This is a genomic window from Thalassotalea euphylliae (genome assembly GCF_003390375.1).
Lineage (GTDB): Bacteria > Pseudomonadota > Gammaproteobacteria > Enterobacterales > Alteromonadaceae > Thalassotalea_F > Thalassotalea_F euphylliae_A.
Genome location: NZ_QUOT01000001.1, coordinates 1639598 through 1660451, shown reverse-complemented (window position 1 = coordinate 1660451; position 20854 = coordinate 1639598). Strand labels below are relative to the sequence as shown.

At 43.3% G+C, this 20854-nt stretch carries 18 protein-coding genes; 13 read left to right on the top strand and 5 right to left on the bottom strand.

Annotated elements, in window-relative coordinates; translation table 11 throughout:
* Positions 1-44 precede the first annotated feature (44 nt).
* The 7 genes from lepB to DXX94_RS07385 all read left to right on the top strand — a co-directional run bounded on the left by lepB (position 45) and on the right by DXX94_RS07385 (position 5109).
* Positions 45-977, top strand: coding sequence for a signal peptidase I (gene lepB / locus DXX94_RS07415; RefSeq protein ID WP_116014887.1), 933 nt, complete (start codon positions 45-47; stop codon positions 975-977).
* 2 nt (positions 978-979) lie between these two features.
* Positions 980-1669, top strand: coding sequence for a ribonuclease III (gene rnc / locus DXX94_RS07410; RefSeq protein ID WP_220348186.1), 690 nt, complete (start codon positions 980-982; stop codon positions 1667-1669).
* Complete coding sequence (era, locus tag DXX94_RS07405) at positions 1659-2570, top strand: GTPase Era (protein WP_116014885.1); 912 nt, start codon at positions 1659-1661, stop codon at positions 2568-2570. The genes rnc and era overlap by 11 nt, the downstream gene beginning before the upstream one ends.
* A 51-nt stretch (positions 2571-2621) precedes the next feature.
* A complete protein-coding gene (gene recO, locus DXX94_RS07400) occupies positions 2622-3314 on the top strand; it encodes a DNA repair protein RecO (RefSeq protein ID WP_116014884.1) in 693 nt (230 codons plus the stop codon).
* Positions 3315-3340: 26 nt separating this feature from the next.
* Positions 3341-4072 (top strand): pyridoxine 5'-phosphate synthase, encoded by a 732-nt coding sequence (gene pdxJ, locus DXX94_RS07395; protein WP_116014882.1) that lies wholly within the window; start codon positions 3341-3343, stop codon positions 4070-4072.
* Positions 4072-4458 (top strand): holo-ACP synthase, encoded by a 387-nt coding sequence (gene acpS, locus DXX94_RS07390; protein WP_116014881.1) that lies wholly within the window; start codon positions 4072-4074, stop codon positions 4456-4458. Before pdxJ ends, acpS begins: the two co-directional genes overlap by 1 nt.
* Positions 4459-4863: 405 nt before the next feature.
* A complete protein-coding gene (locus DXX94_RS07385) occupies positions 4864-5109 on the top strand; it encodes a hypothetical protein (protein WP_116014879.1) in 246 nt (81 codons plus the stop codon).
* Between the two features lie 189 nt (positions 5110-5298).
* On the opposite strand, the gene barA is transcribed toward DXX94_RS07385, so the two are convergent.
* Entirely contained in the window at positions 5299-8112 is a 2814-nt protein-coding gene (gene barA, locus DXX94_RS07380) for a two-component sensor histidine kinase BarA (RefSeq protein WP_116014878.1), read from the bottom strand.
* Positions 8113-8444: 332 nt separating this feature from the next.
* Between barA and rlmD the strand changes: the two genes are divergently transcribed.
* From rlmD to DXX94_RS07360, 4 genes are all read left to right on the top strand, one after another.
* Complete coding sequence (rlmD, locus tag DXX94_RS07375; RefSeq protein WP_116014876.1) at positions 8445-9881, top strand: 23S rRNA (uracil(1939)-C(5))-methyltransferase RlmD; 1437 nt, start codon at positions 8445-8447, stop codon at positions 9879-9881.
* A gap of 104 nt (positions 9882-9985) precedes the next feature.
* A complete protein-coding gene (relA, locus tag DXX94_RS07370) occupies positions 9986-12184 on the top strand; it encodes a GTP diphosphokinase (RefSeq protein ID WP_116014874.1) in 2199 nt (732 codons plus the stop codon).
* A 3-nt stretch (positions 12185-12187) separates the two neighbouring features.
* Complete coding sequence (mazG, locus tag DXX94_RS07365) at positions 12188-13093, top strand: nucleoside triphosphate pyrophosphohydrolase (RefSeq protein ID WP_258872121.1); 906 nt, start codon at positions 12188-12190, stop codon at positions 13091-13093.
* Between the two features lie 15 nt (positions 13094-13108).
* The gene (locus DXX94_RS07360; RefSeq protein ID WP_116014873.1) at positions 13109-13495 is read left to right on the top strand and encodes a YbaN family protein; all 387 of its coding nucleotides are present in this window, start codon (positions 13109-13111) and stop codon (positions 13493-13495) included.
* A 104-nt stretch (positions 13496-13599) separates the two neighbouring features.
* Here the strand turns inward: DXX94_RS07360 and DXX94_RS07355 are convergent, their stop codons facing one another.
* The 3 genes from DXX94_RS07355 to DXX94_RS19265 all read right to left on the bottom strand — a co-directional run bounded on the left by DXX94_RS07355 (position 13600) and on the right by DXX94_RS19265 (position 16134).
* Positions 13600-15189 carry a GGDEF domain-containing protein gene (locus DXX94_RS07355; RefSeq protein ID WP_116014871.1) on the bottom strand — a complete coding sequence of 530 codons (1590 nt, stop codon included), beginning with the start codon at positions 15187-15189 and terminating at the stop codon, positions 13600-13602.
* Positions 15190-15389: 200 nt separating this feature from the next.
* Positions 15390-15977 carry a DUF4202 domain-containing protein gene (locus DXX94_RS07350; RefSeq protein WP_116014870.1) on the bottom strand — a complete coding sequence of 196 codons (588 nt, stop codon included), beginning with the start codon at positions 15975-15977 and terminating at the stop codon, positions 15390-15392.
* On the bottom strand, positions 15961-16134 hold the full coding sequence (locus DXX94_RS19265) for a hypothetical protein (RefSeq protein WP_181901505.1): 174 nt from the start codon (positions 16132-16134) through the stop codon (positions 15961-15963). The genes DXX94_RS07350 and DXX94_RS19265 overlap by 17 nt, the downstream gene beginning before the upstream one ends.
* Positions 16135-16186: 52 nt before the next feature.
* Between DXX94_RS19265 and DXX94_RS07340 the strand changes: the two genes are divergently transcribed.
* Complete coding sequence (locus tag DXX94_RS07340; RefSeq protein ID WP_116014868.1) at positions 16187-17821, top strand: CTP synthase; 1635 nt, start codon at positions 16187-16189, stop codon at positions 17819-17821.
* A gap of 194 nt (positions 17822-18015) precedes the next feature.
* Positions 18016-19314, top strand: coding sequence for a phosphopyruvate hydratase (gene eno, locus DXX94_RS07335; protein WP_116014866.1), 1299 nt, complete (start codon positions 18016-18018; stop codon positions 19312-19314).
* A 127-nt stretch (positions 19315-19441) separates the two neighbouring features.
* Here the strand turns inward: eno and DXX94_RS07330 are convergent, their stop codons facing one another.
* Positions 19442-20842, bottom strand: coding sequence for a transporter substrate-binding domain-containing diguanylate cyclase (locus DXX94_RS07330; RefSeq protein WP_116014865.1), 1401 nt, complete (start codon positions 20840-20842; stop codon positions 19442-19444).
* Between the last annotated feature and the right edge of the window lie 12 nt (positions 20843-20854).

The following is a 20854-nucleotide window of genomic DNA, read 5'->3' as shown; positions in this document are numbered from 1 at the left end:
AAATCCGAAGAGGAAAACCCCGAAGAGGACAAGATAGGACAATTATGGCCGTATATTTCTCTCTGTTTTTAGTATTAGCAACTGTCGTCACCGGTGTGGTTTGGGTTGCTGATAAGTTTTATTTGGCGCCACAGCGTCGTTTAAAGTTGGCAGATGCCATTGCAGAACGCGGTGATGCGCTAAGCGACGAAGCGAAGGCAAAAATCAGCGAACCTAATGCGCTGACAGATACAGCGGTGCAGGTATTCCCTGTGATTGCTTTTGTCTTAATTTTACGTTCGTTTTTGTATGAGCCATTCCAAATTCCCTCTGGCTCTATGATGCCAACCTTGCTTGACGGCGACTTTATCTTGGTAAACAAGTTCAACTACGGTTTAAAAGATCCGGTTGCACGTAATAAGTTTTGGGAAAACGGCTTGCCAGAGCGTGGTGATATTGTGGTATTTAAGTACCCAGTTGATCCAAGAATTGATTACATCAAACGTGTTATTGGCTTACCAGGTGACCGCGTGATTTATCGTAATAAGTCGTTATATATCAAACCTGCGTGCCAGCCAACGGATGACGTTTGCCCTGAGTTTGAACAAGTAGTGCAAGATTTTGAGTCAAAAGGTGAATACGTTGATAACGGCTTTGAGCTAACCCGTTACACGTCAAATATGCCTAACAAAACCCATGAGATTTTAGTGAACAATAATACGTTACCGCGCACTGCACACTACTTTAACCAAGCAGGCACACAACGCGATGAATTCGTTGTGCCAACAGGTCAGTATTTTGTTATGGGTGATAACCGCGACAACAGCTTAGATGGACGTTTCTGGGGCTTTGTTCCTGAAGCCAATATGGTCGGTGAAGCGGTTGCTATTTGGATGAGTTTTGGCTTTGAACGTGGCGAAGATAGCTTGGTGCCAGATTGGATGCCGAGTTGGTTCCCATCATCGGTGCGTTTTTCTCGTATTGGTGGTATTGAGTAGTGATTAGGAATACACCAGAAGCATTGGCTAGACTAAGTAAGCGCTTAGGCTATCGCTTCACAGAGCAAAAATTACTGTTACAAGCCTTAACGCATCGCAGTGCCAAAGGTTTGCATAATGAGCGCTTAGAGTTTCTTGGTGACTCAATTTTGGGTTTTATTATTGCAGAGCAGTTATATCAGCAATTTCCGAAGGAAAGTGAAGGCGAACTCACTCGCATGCGTTCAAGCTTAGTGCGCGGTGTGACATTGGCGCAAATGGCACGCGACTTTAAGTTGGGTGAGCATTTAATTTTAGGGCCTGGTGAGAAGAAAAGTGGTGGTCATCGCCGCGACTCGATTTTAGAGGATGCCGTGGAAGCCATTATCGGTGCTATCTATTTAGACGCTGATATCGAAACCTGTAAAGACTTAGTTTTGAAATGGTTTGCGCCGCGCCTTGCTGAAATTCAACCAGGCATTACCCAGAAAGACCCGAAAACTCGTTTACAGGAATACCTACAGGCACGCAAAATTGCTTTGCCGCATTACGAAGTGATTGATATCAAAGGGCAGTCACACAACCAAGAATTTACGGTCAAATGTACGACCGATATTAATCAACAGGCTATTATTACCAAGGGCAGTAGCCGTCGTAAGGCAGAGCAAGCTGCCGCTCAGCAAGTGTTGGAGATGATAGAAAATGACAGCTGATACTCAAAAGTGTGGTTTGGTTGCCATTGTCGGTCGTCCAAATGTCGGTAAATCAACCTTACTCAATGCTCTACTTGGCCAAAAGATCAGTATTACCTCACGTAAGCCACAAACTACGCGCCATCGCATTTTAGGGATTTTAACCGAAGACGAATACCAAGCTGTGCTGGTTGACACTCCAGGTTTACACTCGGAAGAAAAGCGTGCCATTAACCGGTTAATGAACCGCGCTGCGAGTAGCTCAATTTCCGAAGTTGAATTGATTGTCTTCTTAGTTGAAGGGACGCATTGGACAGGTGATGATGAGCTTGTGCTCAACAAGGTTAAGCAAAGTGGCGTGCCTTGTATTTTGGCGATCAACAAAATCGATAATGTACAAGATAAAGAAGAATTACTACCGCACCTACAAAAGCTAGGTGAAATGCATGACTTTAAAGACATTATGCCAATTTCTGCAACGAAAGGAGATAATGTTGAGAAGATCAAACAGCTTTGTTTTGATGCCTTGCCAGAAGGCGGTTTCTGGTTCCCAGAAGATTATATTACCGATCGCTCTAGTCGCTTTATGGCGTCTGAGATTTTACGTGAAAAGTTAATGCGTTTTACTGGTGATGAGCTGCCATACTCAACGACAGTAGAAATTGAGCAGTTTAAGCAAGACGAGAAAGGTATTTTACATATTAATGCCTTAGTCTTGGTTGAGCGCAATAGCCAAAAACGGATGATCATCGGCAATAAAGGTGAAAAGCTGAAAACCATGGGTCAAGAAGCCCGTCGTGATATGCAGGCACTGTTTGGTCAACAAGTGTTTTTAGAAACTTGGGTAAAAGTGAAAACCGGTTGGGCAGATGATGAACGAGCGTTACGCAGCCTTGGTTATGGTGACGACTACTCTGGTTAGCTTGTTTAGCAATAAATCCTCTGATTAAACGCGCAAGAGGTGATTTAGCACTTGCACACTCTACAGCGACAGCCACAGCCACAAGCCGCATTCTTACTCCATAGTCGGCCTTACCAAGAGCACAAACTTTTGGTTGAGTTATTAACGGCAGAAGACGGGAAGGTTGCTGCTGTGATTTATGCTGGCAAAAGTGCTAAATCGAATAAAAAAGCCTTACTTCAGCCATTCCTGCCTTTGACGGTCACGCTTAAAGGTAAAAGTCAGCTTAAGTCGCTGCAAACCATCGAGGCCAATGGTAAGTCCCTGCTACTCAGCGGTGAGCCGTTGTATTGCAGCTTTTATGTCAATGAATTACTGGTGAGGTTGCTACCTGAACAAGTGCCTTGCCCTTGGTTATTTGAACGCTACCAACAAACCTTATTGTGCCTAGCCGAGCAAGGTGTTGATCAACAAGCACTGCGACAGTTTGAGTTAGCCTTGCTAGAAGAGTTAGGCATAGGGCTAGATTTTTTTGCACTGCAAAGCATTCAAACAGATACCGTTAGCTTTAATCTTGACTCTGGCTTTACTGAGCCGCTTTCGAGCTTACCTACGTATTCAAAAACAGCATTGCTTGCTATTGCCTCAGGGGAGTTTAACGATAAGGCAAACCTGTATACAGCAAAAACCTTAATGCGTAATATCATCAATCAATTGCTGGGTAACAAACCACTTAACAGCCGAAGCCTGTTTGATAAAAAATAAGATAATTTGAGAAAAGAGACTCATTTATGAAGGACATTTTATTAGGGGTCAATGTTGACCATATCGCCACACTGCGCCAAGCACGTGGCACGACTTACCCAGATCCTGTGCACGCGGCGAGTGTTGCTGAACATGCTGGTGCTGATGGTATTACCATTCACTTACGTGAAGACCGTCGTCATATTCAAGATCGTGATGTACATGTGATGAAAGAAACTTTGCAAACACGTATGAACCTAGAAATGGCTGTAACCGAAGAAATGATCGCCATTGCCTGCGATGTTAAGCCAACCTTTGTTTGCTTAGTGCCGGAAAAACGTGAAGAGTTAACCACTGAAGGTGGCTTAGACGTGGCCGGTCAGTTAGCTAAAGTAACCGATGCTGTTGAACGATTAGCGGATGCTGGTATTTTAGTTAGCCTATTTATTGACGCCGATAAAGCGCAAATTGACGCTGCTAAAGCCACTAATGCACCTTTTATCGAAATTCATACAGGTCATTACGCCGATGCTACAAGTGAGGAAGCACAGCTTGCTGAGCTAGCAAGGCTTCGCCAAGGTATTGAATATGCTGATAGCATTGGACTAAAAGTCAACGCTGGTCATGGCCTTAACTATCATAATGTTAAACCGATCGCTGCAATAGAGCAGATCATTGAATTGAACATAGGGCATGCGATTATTGCCCGTGCAGCAATTGATGGCCTAGAAAAAGCTACTCGTGATATGAAGCGACTAATGCTTGAGGCACGTCTGTAATGTCTGTGGTTGGTGTTGGTACTGATATTGTCGAAGTAAGCCGTATCGCGCAAATGAATGATGCGGTGAAACAACGCTTAGCAGAGCGAGTGCTGACCGCAAGCGAACTTGCGATTTATGCAGCGCACCACCAGCCACAAGCAGACAGCTTTCTTGCCAAACGCTGGGCAGCTAAAGAAGCGGCGGCGAAATCATTAGGTACAGGAATCGCCGATGGCGTTTCGTTTCAGCACTTTGTCATTGAAAACCTACCCTCAGGTGCACCAGTATTAACTTTATCTGATCGCGCCTTAGCGCTTGCTAACGAGCTTGGTGCAAGTCATTGGCACATTTCTATATCTGATGAGAAGCATTACGCACTCGCTTTTGTTGTCTTGTCGAGCTAGTAATTATACCAATTGAATTAAGCAATTGATCAATTCAGAGCGTTGTCAGCGGTGGGAGAATAAGCCAAATTTGTGCCGATATAGCTATTCTACATCCAATAAATTTGGCGCAATTATCGCGGCGCTGACACGCTCCCAAAGGGCTAGTTTAAAAGGCTCATACGCTGTGTTATTGATTTTGACAAGGGAATAACCATTCTCTGCAATCAATGCCTTGCCTCTAAGCCTTTTAATTCTCGCTGAATGACTAATTCTTTATTTCAATTGGTATTACTGGTAATGAAAGTAATTATCTATCTCGGTTACAATTTTTTTGTTAATAAATTGTTAACCGTTATAGAAAAGCGCGATTGTTTAGCTATACTCAGTATGGTTAAGCAGTAACAAAGGCCTTTGAAATTAACCATGCAATCTGAAAAAAAGCCCTTGGTTGAACGCCGTGGTGTCCAGCCAGAACATTCCGTGTGGTGGGATAAACTTACATTAGCACAAAAATTTTCTGCCAGTAGTCTTGGTAAGTTTGGTTATGAGCTACAGTTTGTTCGCTCTGGTGACCACGGCAGTCTAGCTGTGCTGACATGCAACAATGGTATTGCCACCGTTAGTGACGATGGTGAGATAGACACATCCCCAAGCATTCAAATACGCTAGCCAGCATATCTAGCTAGTACTCCAGCCTTAGAGCCACTCAAAGGCTCTACATAAACTCAAGCAGCCATAAACCAGCATTTAATCGAAGCACATAATTGATCTAACCTGCCTTTTGAGCGCTTTGGTAGATCTGTTTATTTACAAACCTGTAGTTTATTTCTAGTTATGTTTTTTATGCAGGAAAGACAATTAGCTTTGACTACTTAATTCTTCGACTTCTTCCAGCACTTTAGGTGCTTCATCGAGGACATTATCTATATGTTCGAAGAACTCAAAAAACTCAGGCTCAAGTTGATCTAATAACTGCCCTTGTTTGAGCATAGTTTCGATTTGGTGGGTGATCTTGCCAAGTGCTGGAACTCCTGTATAGCAACAAGCACCGTTAAGCTTGTGAATAAGCGTGTTAACTTGTTCGATATCTTGGCAAACAATGGCTTCGTTAATCAGTGATTTCGTTTCCGGCAAACTGTTGACTAGACCTGAAAGCATATCTTTTGCTAAATCGACTTTATTACCTGTTCGAGTTAAAGCAAGCTGCCAGTCTATCGCGTTCGTTTGAATAGGGAGTGTAAAACTCGCGGCATCAATCACTGTGGGGGATTTTATCTCGGCGTGCGCAGTTGTCTCGGTTTTTGGACTTAGTAAGGTTAAATCACAGTATTCGTATATGGTGTGCTTTAACATTGACTCATCAATGGGCTTAGTCATGTAAGAACTAAAGCCTTCCACCATTAACTTTTCTTTCTCGCCACTAAGTGCATGGGCGGTAACCGCAATAATCGGTGTTTCATCATTAAACGTCTGCGCTTTGATGGTTTTAAGGGCAGTAATGCCATCCATTACAGGCATTTGAATGTCCATAAAGATTAAGGCGAATTTTTCACTTTGGCATAAATTGACCGCTTCTTGACCGTTGCAAGCGGTATGTATTTCTTGCACTTGTTCAGCTAGCAGTGCATGAATTAATTTTAAATTAGCATCATTGTCGTCTACGGCGAGTACCTTAATCGGTAGTTTTTGCTCGCCAACAATAGGCACTTGCGTAGTATTCTCGTGATGCTGCGGCATTAACGATTTAGCCAGTCGAGAAGGCGTGATAGGTTTGCTTAGGCAACTTGTCGCGCCATTACCTATTAATACTTCATGTAAGCTCGGTGAATTACTGTTCACGGCCAAGTGAATGGTGTTGGTACGTTTTTGAAGTAGCGCAATGAGCGCTTTTAGCTCTGGTAATGCTGCTGGCGTGACATCATGGCTGATAAGAGCAAAGTCATAATGCTGATTTTGTTCTAGTTCAGTGGTCAACTCGTCCAAGGTACCAATTGGCATTACCTGCATGTGCCAGCTTGTTAAAATGTCACTGGTGGCAATTCTGCTATGCGTGTGCGGTTCAAAATATAGAATGCTTTTACTGGCTAATGCTTCAACTGGCAATGCGTGAGCCAAAATAACCGGGTTAATCTCGCACTTAAAGGTGAACCAGAACGTTGAACCTTCTCGCTCTTCACTGATAAAGCCAATATCACCTTGCATCTCTTGGGCGAGTCGCTGTGAGATAACTAAGCCAAGCCCAGTGCCACCATAAAGGCGGGTAACACTTTTATCCGCTTGACCAAAGGCTTCGAAAATTGTTTTTTGTTGCTCACTGTTCATGCCAATACCGGTATCGGTAACCGTAACTTTAAAGCTCGCTTTATTGTCTTGCTGATGTTCGATATCAACATCAATACAGACAGCACCTTTATCGGTAAATTTTATCGCATTGTTGGCAAGGTTGATCAGAATCTGCTTAATTCGCATCGCATCGCCAATTAACGAATCCGGTACTTGTGGCGCGATTCGCAGTGACAATTCAATATTCTTTTTGTGAGCACTTGGCGCCAATAAGGTTAACGATTCTTCTAAGGATTCACGCAATGTAAATGGAATACTTTCTATGACCATTTTGCCAGCATCGAGTTTCGAGAAATCGAGAATGTCGTTGATAATGGCTAACAAGTTATTGGCAGAACGTTCAATGGTTTGTAGGTAATCTCGTTGGGTATCGCCTAGCGGTGTTTTAAGTACTTGGCGAGTAAAGCCGATAACGCCATTCAGCGGCGTTCTTAGCTCGTGACTCATGTTGGCTAAGAACTCAGATTTAACCTTGTTTGCTTCTTGTGCCTTGCGCTTAGCAATATCTAACTCAACGTTTTGAATTTCAAATTGCTCTAAACTTTCGCGTAAATCAACGGTTGCTTGGTCAACACTGCGTTGCATCTCGTCATGGTAGTCACCAAGGCTCTGCGCCATTGCGTTAATACCGTTTTTAAGAAAGTTGAGTTCGCCGACCAGTTGACCACTAACACGGCTTTCAAGCTTGCCTTCACGAATACGATCAACCGCTTGCACCATTGAAGTTACTGGGCGGGTTACGTTTTTAATTAATCTAAAGGCAAAAATTGCACTGATCAGTGAGCCAAAAACCACGATGCCCAAGGCAATAACAATCTGACTTTGCTGACGAAATTGCACTTTGTTGCGATCAATTTGAATGGCGATATAGCCAAGCGCATTTTCATACACTAGGTTTGGCGATTGCTGTCGAATGTCATCGTATATTGGCGTGCGGAATATCAAGTAGTTTGGCACCACTTCAACCATGGTTTGCTGTGGAATCAGTTGTTCAGGTTTAAGTCGCAACAAGCCAGTGTCGCCATGATAAGCACTCGTTACAAAAATCTGATTATCAGCGGTAAAAATCGTAATATTTTTAACAATATCAGAGTGGTTACGATGCGCGGTACCAATCAAGCGGCGCAAGATATCACGATTTTTCTCAATAATGGGTTCAACACCGACAATCGCAATAGGCTCGGCGATACTTTTAGCACGAAGCGTTAGGTATTCGTCTAATTCAACATATCGGTTGTAAGAAAAGTAGCCACCAATGCCAAGGCCAATCAGTGTCGTTGGCACTATGGTAAGCAAAACAACCCAGTCTTTAAGACTTATTTTGTGCATGTTGAGGCGGAAGTTAGGGTAAAATCACATATCTATTGTCGGTATCATGTCATATCGACAAGTAAATTTGTAGCTTATACCAATCCGCATAAATAAATGTTAACTCAGCTTGAGATAAAACGCTTTAATGCAAGGCACATGTTTGCCAGTCATAGTTAGTCTATTTCAAAAGCATGTAACACCGCAGTAAAGTGTTTTAGCCAAGCCCTTTGGGAGCTTTCAGCGGCCTAATTCCGGTTCAAAATATTTCTTGTACTTGAACCGCTGAAATAGCTCTGAGTTGAGCATATTATTGTGGGGATTGGTATTAAACCTTAAGACCTTATTTATTCATGGCAAAAATATTTCAAGCACCTAAATCATCTGCTCGCAATCAAAAGTTGTTGGGGCAGGTTATTAAACTCACTATCGATCGCCTTGACGTTAATGGCATCGGTGTTGGCCGTTATCAAAAAAAGCCCGTATTTGTCGCAAACACCTTAGTGGGTGAACATGTGCAAGCCAAGGTCATTGAAACTAACAGTAAGTTTATTAAAGCGAAAGTCGTTAAAGTTGCTCACCTGAATAACCAGCGCCAAAATCCTGTATGTGAGCACTATTACGTTTGTGGTGGCTGCGATCTTCAGCACTTATCTCATCAAGGACAGCTCACCTTTAAGCAGCAAAAAGTGACAGAGCTTTTTGCTCGTCAAGGGCTTACAGCCTTGCCGTGGCAACCTGCGGTTACCGGACGCGATTGGCACTACCGTCGTAAGGCTCGTATTGGTGTGCAGTACAACAAGCTAGGTGAGGCAACGCTCGGATTTAGACAAAAAGAAAGTAACACCTTAGTGCCGATTAAATATTGCCATGTACTATCAAAACCCTTGGCGTCGATTAACACAGCACTCGCTAATGTGCTGGAAGAGTTAGCTGAGCCTAAAAGTATCGGTCATATTGAAGTTATTCAAGCTAAACAGACAAGGTTAGTTATCAGACAATTACGCAAGCTTTCTGCACATGCTAAAACCGTTTGGCAACAAGCCGCGAAACAGCATCACTGGCAAGTGAGCTTTGACTATGGCGATGAGGACAGTGATTTATCCGCGTTAGAAGAGACGGAAAACCAACCGCTGAGCTATGAACTTGATTGTTTGATCGACCGTTCAATAGACAGTTCAATCGACGGCTCACTTGGTAGCCCAGATAAGGGCTCAGATCAAAATTCAGATAACAAAAGCATTACTATTAAGTTTGCACCCAATGACTTTATTCAAGTCAATGATGAGGTGAACCAACTTATGGTCAAGCAGGCGCTCAACTGGCTTGAACTAGCAGCTGACGATGTGGTGTTAGATTTGTTTTGTGGCTTAGGTAACTTTTCTTTGCCAATGGCAAAACAAGTCGCAAAGGTAGTTGGAGTTGAAGGTGTGCAAGCTATGGTGGATAGCGCTGCGGCAAATGCCGGTCGCAACCAAATCACGAATGCAGCATTTTATCAGCTTGACCTTAATAGTGATTGGCAAGATCAAGCATGGCAAGCGCATCAATTTAATAAAGTCTTACTCGATCCAGCACGTGCTGGCGCGCTGGAAGCTTGTGAGCAACTGGCCACGATAGAGGCGAAGTGCATTTTGTATGTCAGTTGTGATCCACAAACCTTAGCGCGTGATGCTAAAGTGCTCAGCGAACAGAGTTATCAGGTGAAAAAAATTGGTTTAATCGACATGTTCAACCACACAAAGCATGTTGAAACTATGGTATTGTTTGAGCGTATTGCAACAAATTAGAACGCGCTTTATGGAGTTGATGAAATATTCATCTAAACACAGCTAGCGCGGCCTTCATTTTCTGTACAGCTATTCTTTTCTAATTGTTCGCCAAGGGAGTATTTATGGTATCGGTACGCAAGTCTCATCAAATCTCAGCGACTAGTTTTGAGCACTGGTTAGCAGAGCTTCAACTAAGTGACACAAAAGCCCAATCTTTGCAGGCATTATGGCTGCAAGTGCAAAGCAAGTTTACCGATCATGATATTGCGCTCGCCAAAGCCAAAGAAATGGTGGAAATATTAGCCGAGCTGAACCTAGACAAAGATTCATTAATTGCGGCTATCTTAACGCCACTGATTGACGAGCAGGTTTATGACACGCTTGAAGTGCAAGAGCAATACGGTCAGCAAGTTTATATGTTGTGTAAAGGCGTGCAGCAAATGCAGGCAATTAAAACCCTGCAACAAACCCAAACCAATAAAGTGGCAGCAAACCAAGTAGATAACATCCGCAAAATGTTGCTGGCGATGGTGGAGGATGTTCGCGCTGTGGTTATCAAGCTCGCTGAGCGTTTGTGTTATTTACGTTTGGTGAAAAACAGCGAGGAAGACATTCGCGTACTCGCCGCAAAAGAAACGGCAAATATTTATGCGCCGCTAGCCAACCGACTAGGTATTGGTCAACTAAAGTGGGAGCTAGAAGATATTGCTTTTCGCTACCTACACCCAGAAACCTACAAAAAAATCGCGAAATGGCTTGATGAAAAACGCTTGGCGCGCGAGCAATACATGGTCGATTTTGTTGATAGCTTGCAGCAGCAATTAGAGGCGGTAAAGGTGAAAGGGCAAGTGTATGGCCGTCCTAAGCACATTTACAGCATTTGGAAGAAAATGCAAAACAAGTCGTTAGATTTTGAGCAGCTGTTTGATGTACGAGCGGTGCGAATTATCGCCGAAGAACTGCAAGACTGTTACGCCGCATTGGGGGTAGTGCACACCAATTGGAAGCACTTGCCGAGTGAGTTTGACGACTATGTTGCTACCCCTAAGCCAAATGGCTATCAATCGATTCACACTGTGGTGCTGGGGCCTGAAGGCAAGTCGGTTGAAATTCAAATACGTACCGAGCAAATGCACCAAGATGCTGAGCTCGGCGTGGCAGCGCACTGGCGTTATAAAGAAGGCAGTGCTAGCGGTAAAACCTCAGGCTTTGATGAAAAAATTGAGTGGCTACGCAAGATTTTGCAATGGCAAGAGGATGTCTCAGAAAGCGGTGAAATGCTTGATGAACTGCGCAGCCAAGTATTTGAAGACCGAATTTATGCCTTTACGCCCAATGGCGACGTGATTGATTTACCTGTTGGCGCAACGCCACTCGATTTCGCGTACTATATTCACTCCAATGTTGGTCACTGTTGTATTGGTGCTAAGGTATTTGGGCGAATTGTGCCTTTTACTTATCAATTACAAACCGGTGACCAGGTTGAAATTCTCACCAGCAAGCAGCCTAATCCAAGTCGCGATTGGCTAAACCCAAACTTGGGCTATATTCACTCAGCGCGCGCGCGCGCCAAGGTTCAGCACTTTTTTAAATTGCTTGATCGCGATAAATATATCGAGCTGGGCAAGCAAACGCTGGAAAATGAACTAACGAAAAGTCAAATAGCAGAGGTGGATTTACTCGATGCTGCCAAACGTTTTAACGTTGGCAGTGTTGAAGATCTCTATGCTGCTATTGGCTCAGGTAATGCGCGTTTGCAGCAAGTTGTAAATTACTTGCAGCAACAAGTTGCAAAAGATCAGCCTGAGCCTGAAATCGACCCGCAATCACTCGTCAGCCAGCAAGCGGCTAATAAAAAGCCTGCGCGCAATGATGGTGTGATTGTCTCTGGCGTTGGTAATTTGATGACACACATGGCGAAGTGTTGCTTACCTGTGCCGGGTGATGACATTCTCGGCTTTATTACGCAAGGTCGCGGCATTTCCGTGCATCGCAGTGATTGTGAGCAATTAGCGAACTCGCTTGAACAAAATCCAGAGCGTGAAATAGAAGTGCAATGGGGGCATGAACAGCAAAAAAGCTACCAAGCAACCTTACAAGTGACCGCAAGTGATCGCCACGGCTTATTAAGAGACATTTCGACCATTATTGCCAACGAGCGAGTGCTTATCACGGGGATGGCAAGTCATTCTGACAAGTTTAAGCAAACCACCCGAATGAGCTTTACGGTAGAAATTGCCAACAGCAGTATGCTCAATCGCATCGTCACTAAGCTTCGTCAACTTGATGATATTATTGACGTTAAACGGCTATCACATTAACTCATGATAAATATCGATATGAAAGATGCACCGGCATCAATGGCAAAGCTGCGCTGGATTATGGCGCAGCTACGCGATCCTGAAACGGGCTGCCCATGGGATCTCAAGCAAGACTTCGCATCAATTGTTCCACACACTATTGAAGAAGCCTATGAAGTGGCTGAGGCCATTAACCAGCAAGACTTTTCTGAGTTAGAAAAAGAGCTTGGCGACTTATTGTTTCAAGTGGTGTTCTACAGCCAGTTGGGAGCAGAGCAAAAGCGGTTTGATTTTGATTCGGTTGTGGCGGCAATTTGTGAAAAGTTGATCCGTCGCCACCCCCATGTCTTTGGTGATAAAACGCTAACGACGGACGCTGATATTAAAGCGAATTGGGAAAATGAAAAAGCGAATGAGCGAAAGCAAAAAAATCAGCAAGAGAATTTAAGTATTTTGGCCGATATACCGCAGGCGTTACCGGCATTATCACGAGCTAATAAGATTCAAAAGCGTTGTGCGCACGTTGGCTTTGACTGGGATAATATTTCGCAATGCTTTGAGAAAGTCGAAGAAGAAGTTGCCGAAGTTAAAGCAGAGTTGACCAGTGATTTAACCAATAGCGCACAACAAGCAAGGCTAGGGGAAGAGCTGGGGGATTTACTCTTTGCTGTGGTTAATGTTTGTCGTCATGCTAAACAAGACCCTGAAGCGCTACTGCGAGCCGCAAATGATAAATTCAGTAAACGATTCAAGCATGTTGAACAGCAAGCGACAAGCTCCGGTAAAACTATGGCTGAACATGACTTAACGACGCTAGAGCAGTTTTGGCAAAGTGCTAAGCAGGTAGAAAAAAACGGTTACGAGCAACCCCAGCAGGGTCAAACTGAGTTGCAGGCAGCTCAAACAAAGCAAACTTCTTCTAAGCCTTAGGTTGTTATTTATTCAATGCGTTTAAGTAGAATTGCCTTGGTTATTGTCGGTTTACTCTTTGTGGGCTTGGGAATCCTTGGGGTGGTTTTGCCTGTGTTGCCAACAACTCCGTTTTTGATTGTTGCGGCCGCCTGTTTTGCAAAGTCTTCGCCTATGCTCCATCAAATGCTGCTTGATAACCGAATATTTGGACCAATGATCCGCGATTGGCAAGCACACCGAAGTATTCCACTGCGAGCTAAACGTATTGCTTTAGTCTCAATGGTATTGGCATGTGCTTGGTCATGCTATGTCTTGCAAAGTTATCTTTGGGGGGCGTTAGTTATCGCGTTGATCACAGGGCCATTTATTTTTGTTTGGCGCTTGCCAATTAGTGAACAAAAGCCACCAGAAGGCCGATAAACACCCAAGTACCTTATTTAGCGATTAATTCAATTGCTATTAACGTTTACAGATATAAAAAAACGAGCATATTGCTCGTTTTCTCGTTATATCATGTTAACTTGTTAGGTCATTGCCTTTTCAGCTTCAACTTTGACCAGCTTGTCGTCTTTGGCAACCACGATACAATCTCGGCCATTCTCTTTTGCTTTATACAAAGCTTTATCTGCCAAGTTAAAAACATCGGTACTATTACTGCATTTTTGACTAAAGCCTGCGATGCCAAATGAACACGTCATTTTAAGTACTTTGTTCTTTTTACGTAGTTCAAACTTGAGGTTGTTGATCACACCCTGAATTTTTTGTCCTATCTGAACGGCGCGATCAATTTCGGTTGCCGGTAAAATAATTACAAATTCTTCACCACCAAAACGAGCTACATAATCAGAGTTGCGAATGTGCTTTTTCAAGGTTTGGCCTAAGCATTTTAGGACCTGATCGCCAATACTATGACCGTAAGTGTCATTGATGCTTTTGAAGTTATCAACATCAATCACCATTAAGGTCAGCGGCTGCTTAGTGATTTGCCAATGTTTGCGTTCATCATTAATGCGCAGCACATAACCTTTTCGGTTGCCGATAGTGGTTAGTTCGTCGATCAAGCTGGTTTCTTCAGCAACATTAAGCTGTTTTTCAAGTTGATCAACAAAGTTCGAGGTGCTTTCAATTTGGCTGGTCAGTTCTTGGATGGTTGCTTCGTTGGTGCGGTGAATTTGTTTTTGTTCATCGGAGTAGCTATTCATTAGCTTAGCGATCAAACTGACACTGTCTTTGATATGTTGCTGCATGCCGCTGAGTGTATCAATACTCTTAGCTTTAACTTCCATATTCTGTAACTCGTTGGCCATCGACTGACTCACTTTGTCACAGCTATCTTGTGAAGAATCAACCAGTTTTTTAACCACACAAGTTTGGCTAATGGCATTCATTAAATTGGCATGAATGTCATTAAGCATTTCTTCAGTAGCACAGCGCTCTTGCTGAATAAGCAGGGTTAAATAAGTGGTGGTACGCTCTAATAAGTTTATGGCAGTGAAAAAGGTGCCTTTACCTTCTTTAACACTCGAAGCCTCGCGCAAAATTCCACTAATAAACTCGTCATTTGGGTATGTTTTGGTTAATTGTTTTGAAACGACAACCACATCTTTGAGCAGCTTTTTACTGGCTAGGTGAACATCAGCGGCAACAACGCCCGTTTCATCTGTTGCTACGTCTTCCGCTTTAACAACAACGCTAGAAGATTCTCTTAAGTTACTCAGGTCTGTGGCAAAGTAATCAATCGTTTGGCCTGCGCTCATTAACACCGTATGCGCGGGTTGTGCGGTATTAAGTTCTGCTAACAGGGTTTCAACTTTTTCCAGCTGATTAGATGATAAATTACGAGTGCCTGTTTTCTTAACAATCGCTTTGAACTTGGCGAGATCTTTTTTCTGATTTTGATAATCTACGTTATCAAAATTCTTTTTCATTTTTGCGTATTGTTCTACCAACGAAGCGAAAGTAAACATCGCTTCATTAGACTTAATTGCTTCTTTAATATTATTAACTTGCACAGCTAACGGACCAGAGTTCGGAGCGGCCTCGAGAAAATGTCTAATAGCTCGCTTTAATTCCGTGTTAGTGCGCTTGAGTGCTTGTAAATCTTGACTACTCATGGCGTTGAAGGCTTACGTAAATCCTAAAATTAGTAACTTGTTGGGTTATGAGCTGCGCTTGTCGATGTTGTGTCTTACAGGCCAGATTCAAGAATAAAAAGAATGCATTGAAATGGCCACCGTCAGCGTGTTCACAAAATAATAACAAATGTGCAGAGCGAACTCAGCAAAAATTCAGTGATTAATTGATCAAAAGGCGACTAAATTTCAGCTAATGCTTGTTCAACTAACGCAGCTAAATGCGCGGGTAGATCTGCTTTAAGCGCAATTTGCTGGGCAGTTGCCGACATTTTTTTCCAAGTTTTTTGCAAAATACTGATAATTTTTTCGTCACTATGTTTTGCTGCAAACGGCGCAAAATAGTAGCTGAGAAACACTAAGCAGGCGACATCTTCAAGCGTTTGACTTTCAGGGTTAGATTTTAACTTTTCCTTGCGAATAATTGCGGCTGTTCGGTCTGCATCAACTGGTTCATAGCCGTTGGCTAACATTAGCTCACTAGCCGTTTCGGCATGAAGTTGGCCGAGCGCTTTGCGCCATTTTAGGTAACCCGCTTTACCTTCGGGATATTCGCTACGTGCAATTGCCCAACGTTTGACATGTTGAGCGCGTACCGCAATTTGTAAGTGCTCGCTGCTGTCTGGCCAAAAGCTATGTAAGCATTGTGACATACGTTGACCGTAAATTAGCTCTTTCGGTTGTGGTTGACCATCAATGTGTTCAACATTGGGATCTTGCTGGTTGATTGCATCGATCGCGTCAAGGACAAGGTTAAGTGCTGCGCTCATAGTGTTCTTTTTCCGTTCTAAGTGGCACCATCATACTCAGTTTTTTAGCGTTGCCAACTGTCTGTGTTAAATCACTAATTTTATTGGCTGCTTGCTTGTTGTTCATAGGGGCTTTGGGTATAATGCCGCCCCGTCCTGCTATACTTGCATCTTGCATCGAAGATCCAAGTTTGGCCAATTTCCAAACTTCCTTATTTTCTGGGTTAAACATGACTACAAGATATATTTTTGTAACGGGCGGTGTTGTGTCGTCGTTAGGTAAAGGAATTGCTGCAGCCTCACTCGCTGCGATTCTGGAAGCACGTGGTTTGAAAGTGACCATGTTAAAGCTTGACCCTTATATTAATGTTGACCCAGGGACGATGAGCCCAATTCAGCACGGTGAAGTATTCGTGACTGAAGATGGCGCCGAAACAGATTTAGACTTAGGTCACTACGAGCGTTTTATTCGCACCAAAATGACCAAGCGCAACAACTTCACCACCGGTCGAATCTATCAAGATATTTTAGCGCGTGAGCGTAAAGGTGAATTCCTTGGTGCCACTATTCAGGTTATCCCTCACATTACCAACGACATCAAGCGCCGCGTTATTGAAGGTGCGGAAGGTTACGATGTCGCTATGGTTGAAATTGGCGGTACGGTCGGTGATATTGAATCACAACCTTTCCTCGAAGCAATTCGTCAATTAGGTACTGAGCTTGGCCGTGAGCGCGCCATGTTTATGCATTTAACGTTAGTACCTTACTTAGCAGCTTCAGGTGAGATCAAAACTAAGCCAACTCAACACTCGGTAAAAGAGCTGCGTTCAATTGGTATTTTCCCTGATCTACTGGTTTGTCGTAGTGAAGACGTTATTCCTGCGAATGAGCGCGCGAAAATTGCGTTATTCTGTAATGTTGAAGAGCGTGCGGTTATTTCGATGCGTGATGTTGACAGCATCTACAAAATCCCTGCATTGCTTAAATCGCAAGGTGCTGATGAATTAGTTTGCCAACGCTTTGGCTTAGATGTGCCAGAAGCGGATTTATCTGAGTGGGAACAAGTGCTTTACCAAGAAGCTAACCCAGTTGATGAATTAACCATTGGTATGGTTGGTAAGTACATCGAACTGGCTGATGCCTACAAGTCCGTGAACGAAGCCCTTAAACACGCCGGCTTGAAAAACCAAGTAAAAATCAAGATTGAGTACATTGACTCACAAGATCTTGAAGTTAAAGGTACCGAGTTACTTGAGCATTTAGATGCTATTTTGGTACCAGGTGGTTTTGGTGAGCGTGGTGTTGAAGGTAAAATTCTTGCTGCGCAATACGCCCGAGAAAACAAAGTGCCTTACTTAGGGATTTGTTTAGGTATGCAAGTGGCCTTGATTGAGTTTGCCCGCAACGTTGCTGGCTTAGCAGATGCACACTCAACCGAGTTTAACCCTGAAACACCTTACCCTGTGGTTGGTTTAATTAACGAGTGGCTAGATGAAGACGGCCAAGTTGAAACACGCAGTGAAGCGTCCGATTTAGGCGGTACTATGCGCTTAGGCTCACAACTGTGTCACTTAGTGAAAGGTACCCAAGTCTGTGACGTATATGGCAGTGAAACAATTTATGAGAGACACCGCCACCGTTATGAGGTAAATAATAACTACCGTGACCAACTAAGCAAAGCTGGCTTAGTCTTCTCGGGTTTATCTGCGGATAAGAAATTAGTTGAGGTGATAGAAAACAAAGATCACCCATGGTTTATTGCGGGCCAGTTCCATCCTGAATTTAATTCAACACCGCGTGATGGACACCCACTGTTTGAAGGCTTTATTGCAGCAGCATTTAGCTTTCACAAGCAAGACGCTTAATTTTCTAAAACCGTAGCCTAGCTACGGTTTTTTTATTGCCGCTATTTATTTTCGTGACGTGCAAGTCGTTAACGTTCGCGGTAAATTAGCGGCATAAAATGCGTGTTGATAGCACGCATTAATTATCATTATCGAATTATCAAAGTTTAACAATTATCAAAGCTCAACATAGCAAAAGCTGTAGAGGAACAAACATGTCAAACATTGCAAAAATTATTGCACGCGAAGTGATGGACTCTCGCGGTAACCCAACGGTTGAAGCCGACGTTTATTTAGAATCTGGCGCATGGGGTCGCGCTTGTGCACCATCAGGTGCATCAACGGGTTCGCGTGAGGCTCTTGAACTGCGTGATGGTGATAAATCACGTTATTTAGGTAAAGGTGTATTAAACGCCGTTGCTGCAGTGAATGACAAAATTGCCCCTGCACTAATTGGTAAATCAGCGCTTGAGCAAGCAAATGTTGATCAAATCATGATTGACTTAGATGGCACCGAAAACAAAGAAAACTTTGGTGCCAATGCCATTTTAGCGGTATCGCTAGCAACGGCTAAAGCGGCAGCCATGGCAAAAGGTGTGCAATTATTCGAACATATTGCTGATTTGAATGGCACTCCAGGTCAATACTCATTGCCACTACCTATGATGAACATTCTTAACGGTGGTGAGCACGCTGACAACAACGTCGATATTCAAGAATTTATGGTACAGCCTGTTGGTGCGCCTAGCTTTAAAGAAGCATTGCGCATGGGCGCTGAGATTTTCCACGCATTGAAAAAAGTATTATCTGCAAAAGGCATGAATACGGCGGTCGGTGACGAAGGTGGTTTTGCACCTAACCTAGAATCTAACGCTGATGCCCTGGCGGTAATCAAAGAAGCGACAGAGGCGGCGGGTTACGAATTAGGTAAAGATGTAACGTTAGCGCTAGATTGTGCTGCTTCTGAATTTTATAACAAAGAAGAAGGCATTTACGACTTATCAGGCGAAGGTAAGCAATACACTGCTAACGAATTTTCTGACTTCTTAGCGGCTTTGTGCGCTGAGTACCCAATAATTTCGATTGAAGACGGCTTAGATGAGTCGGATTGGGATGGCTTTAAATATCAAACAGATTTACTCGGTGATAAAGTGCAAATCGTTGGTGACGATTTATTTGTAACCAATACTAAGATTTTAGCGCGTGGTATTGAGCAAGGTATTGGTAACTCTATCTTGATCAAATTCAATCAAATCGGTTCATTAACCGAAACATTAGCGGCGATTAAAATGGCGAAAGATGCTGGTTTTACCGCGGTTATTTCACATCGCTCAGGTGAAACTGAAGACGCGACTATCGCTGATCTAGCTGTTGGTACAGCAGCTGGCCAAATTAAAACTGGCTCTTTATGTCGCTCTGACCGCGTTGCTAAGTACAACCAATTGCTTCGCATTGAAGAGTTCTTAGGCGATAAAGCTGTATTCAACGGATTGTCAGAAGTTAAAGGTCAGTAACCTTTAGGCGCTGATAGCCTTTATTAGCTGACAATAAAAAACGCTGCTTGATGCAGCGTTTTTTTATGACGGAAGCGCTCATTTCTGCGCTCGCAACTTTGATTAATATGCTATACGTTCTAGCGTACTAGTTTATCGCTACCTCTATTTTGTCTTTACCTGCTTCTTTAGCAAGGTAAAGTGCTTGATCGGCACTGGCAAACCAAGATTCTTGGGTATCGAAGCTACCAAGCTGCGCAATGCCGATACTGCAAGTGACAGGACAAGGTAATTTGGCGCTTTCTATTGTTAATTGCTGACGAATACGATTGGCCAAGCTTAAGCCATCATTTAAGTTGGTTTCTGGGCAAATTATAACAAATTCTTCGCCGCCCCAGCGGGCAGTAAAATCAGTCTCACGGGCACAGCCACGTATGGTATTAGCGAGCACAACCAGCACCTCATCGCCCACTTGATGACCAAAATTGTCATTAAAGGCTTTAAAGTTATCGACATCACACATAATCAAACAGCATTCTGATTGGTAACGTTTTTTACGATTGATGCATTCCGCGATTTTGTCACTAAGGTAACTGCGGTTATGTAATTTCGTTAAATGATCGGTCACGGCCAGCGCTTCTAGCTGGGTGTTTTTCTTTTCTAGTGCTTGATGCAAGCGCTCAAGTGCTTGGTTCTTTTGCGCCAATGCGTGTTTTTGTTGCAGCGAATAGTAATACCTGAGCCCCATCATCATCACCAGAAGTGCACCGATGGCACCGATTTGCCAAGCCAAGGTGTAATTGGTTTGCGAGATTACTTTAACGGGTTCAAGTAAGCTAAATGCGTGACGGTGGTCTTCTTCACTGAGCTTAAGTATGGCTTGATTTATTTTTGGCATTAAGTCGCTATGCTCATGCCGTAAGCCAATACGTAACTGATCTTTTAAATCGGCTAAACCGATAATACGAATATTGGCTAAATTATGCTGGTGGATCAAAAAATTAGCGCCGTAATAAGAGCTGACAAACAAATCGATTTCTTTGTTATTAACTTTTCTTAATCCTTCAAGTTCACTTGCCACTGGCACTTGTTCAATATTGGGGTAGTAGCGGTTGAGGTAGCTTTCTAGGCGGTAGCTTTTAACAACGCCAATACGCTCATTGGTAACTTGTGCCAAGCCGCCAATCAGCTTTTGTTGATAATGAGCAAATATCACGTTAGGGGCTTGGAAATAGGGGACTGAGAAAATTAAATACTCGGCTCTCGCGTCGGAGTAATTTAAAAATGGGGTCAGATCGCACTCATCTTTAGTAAGGGCCTCAATTGTCGCTTGCCAAGATTCAGTTTGAACGAGCTTTATCTCAAGGTTGGCAAACTTGGCTATTTTCTCAAAGTAGAAAGCCGATAGCCCAGCATGCTGACCTTGTTCTAGATACTCATAAGGAGTCCAATTGGGGTCAACGCAATAATTCAGTGTTTTGGCCTGTGCTCCATACGCAGCCAACAAAAGCAAACAACAGCCGATAATTTTATGAATAAATTGTGGCAAGTGTTACTTCCT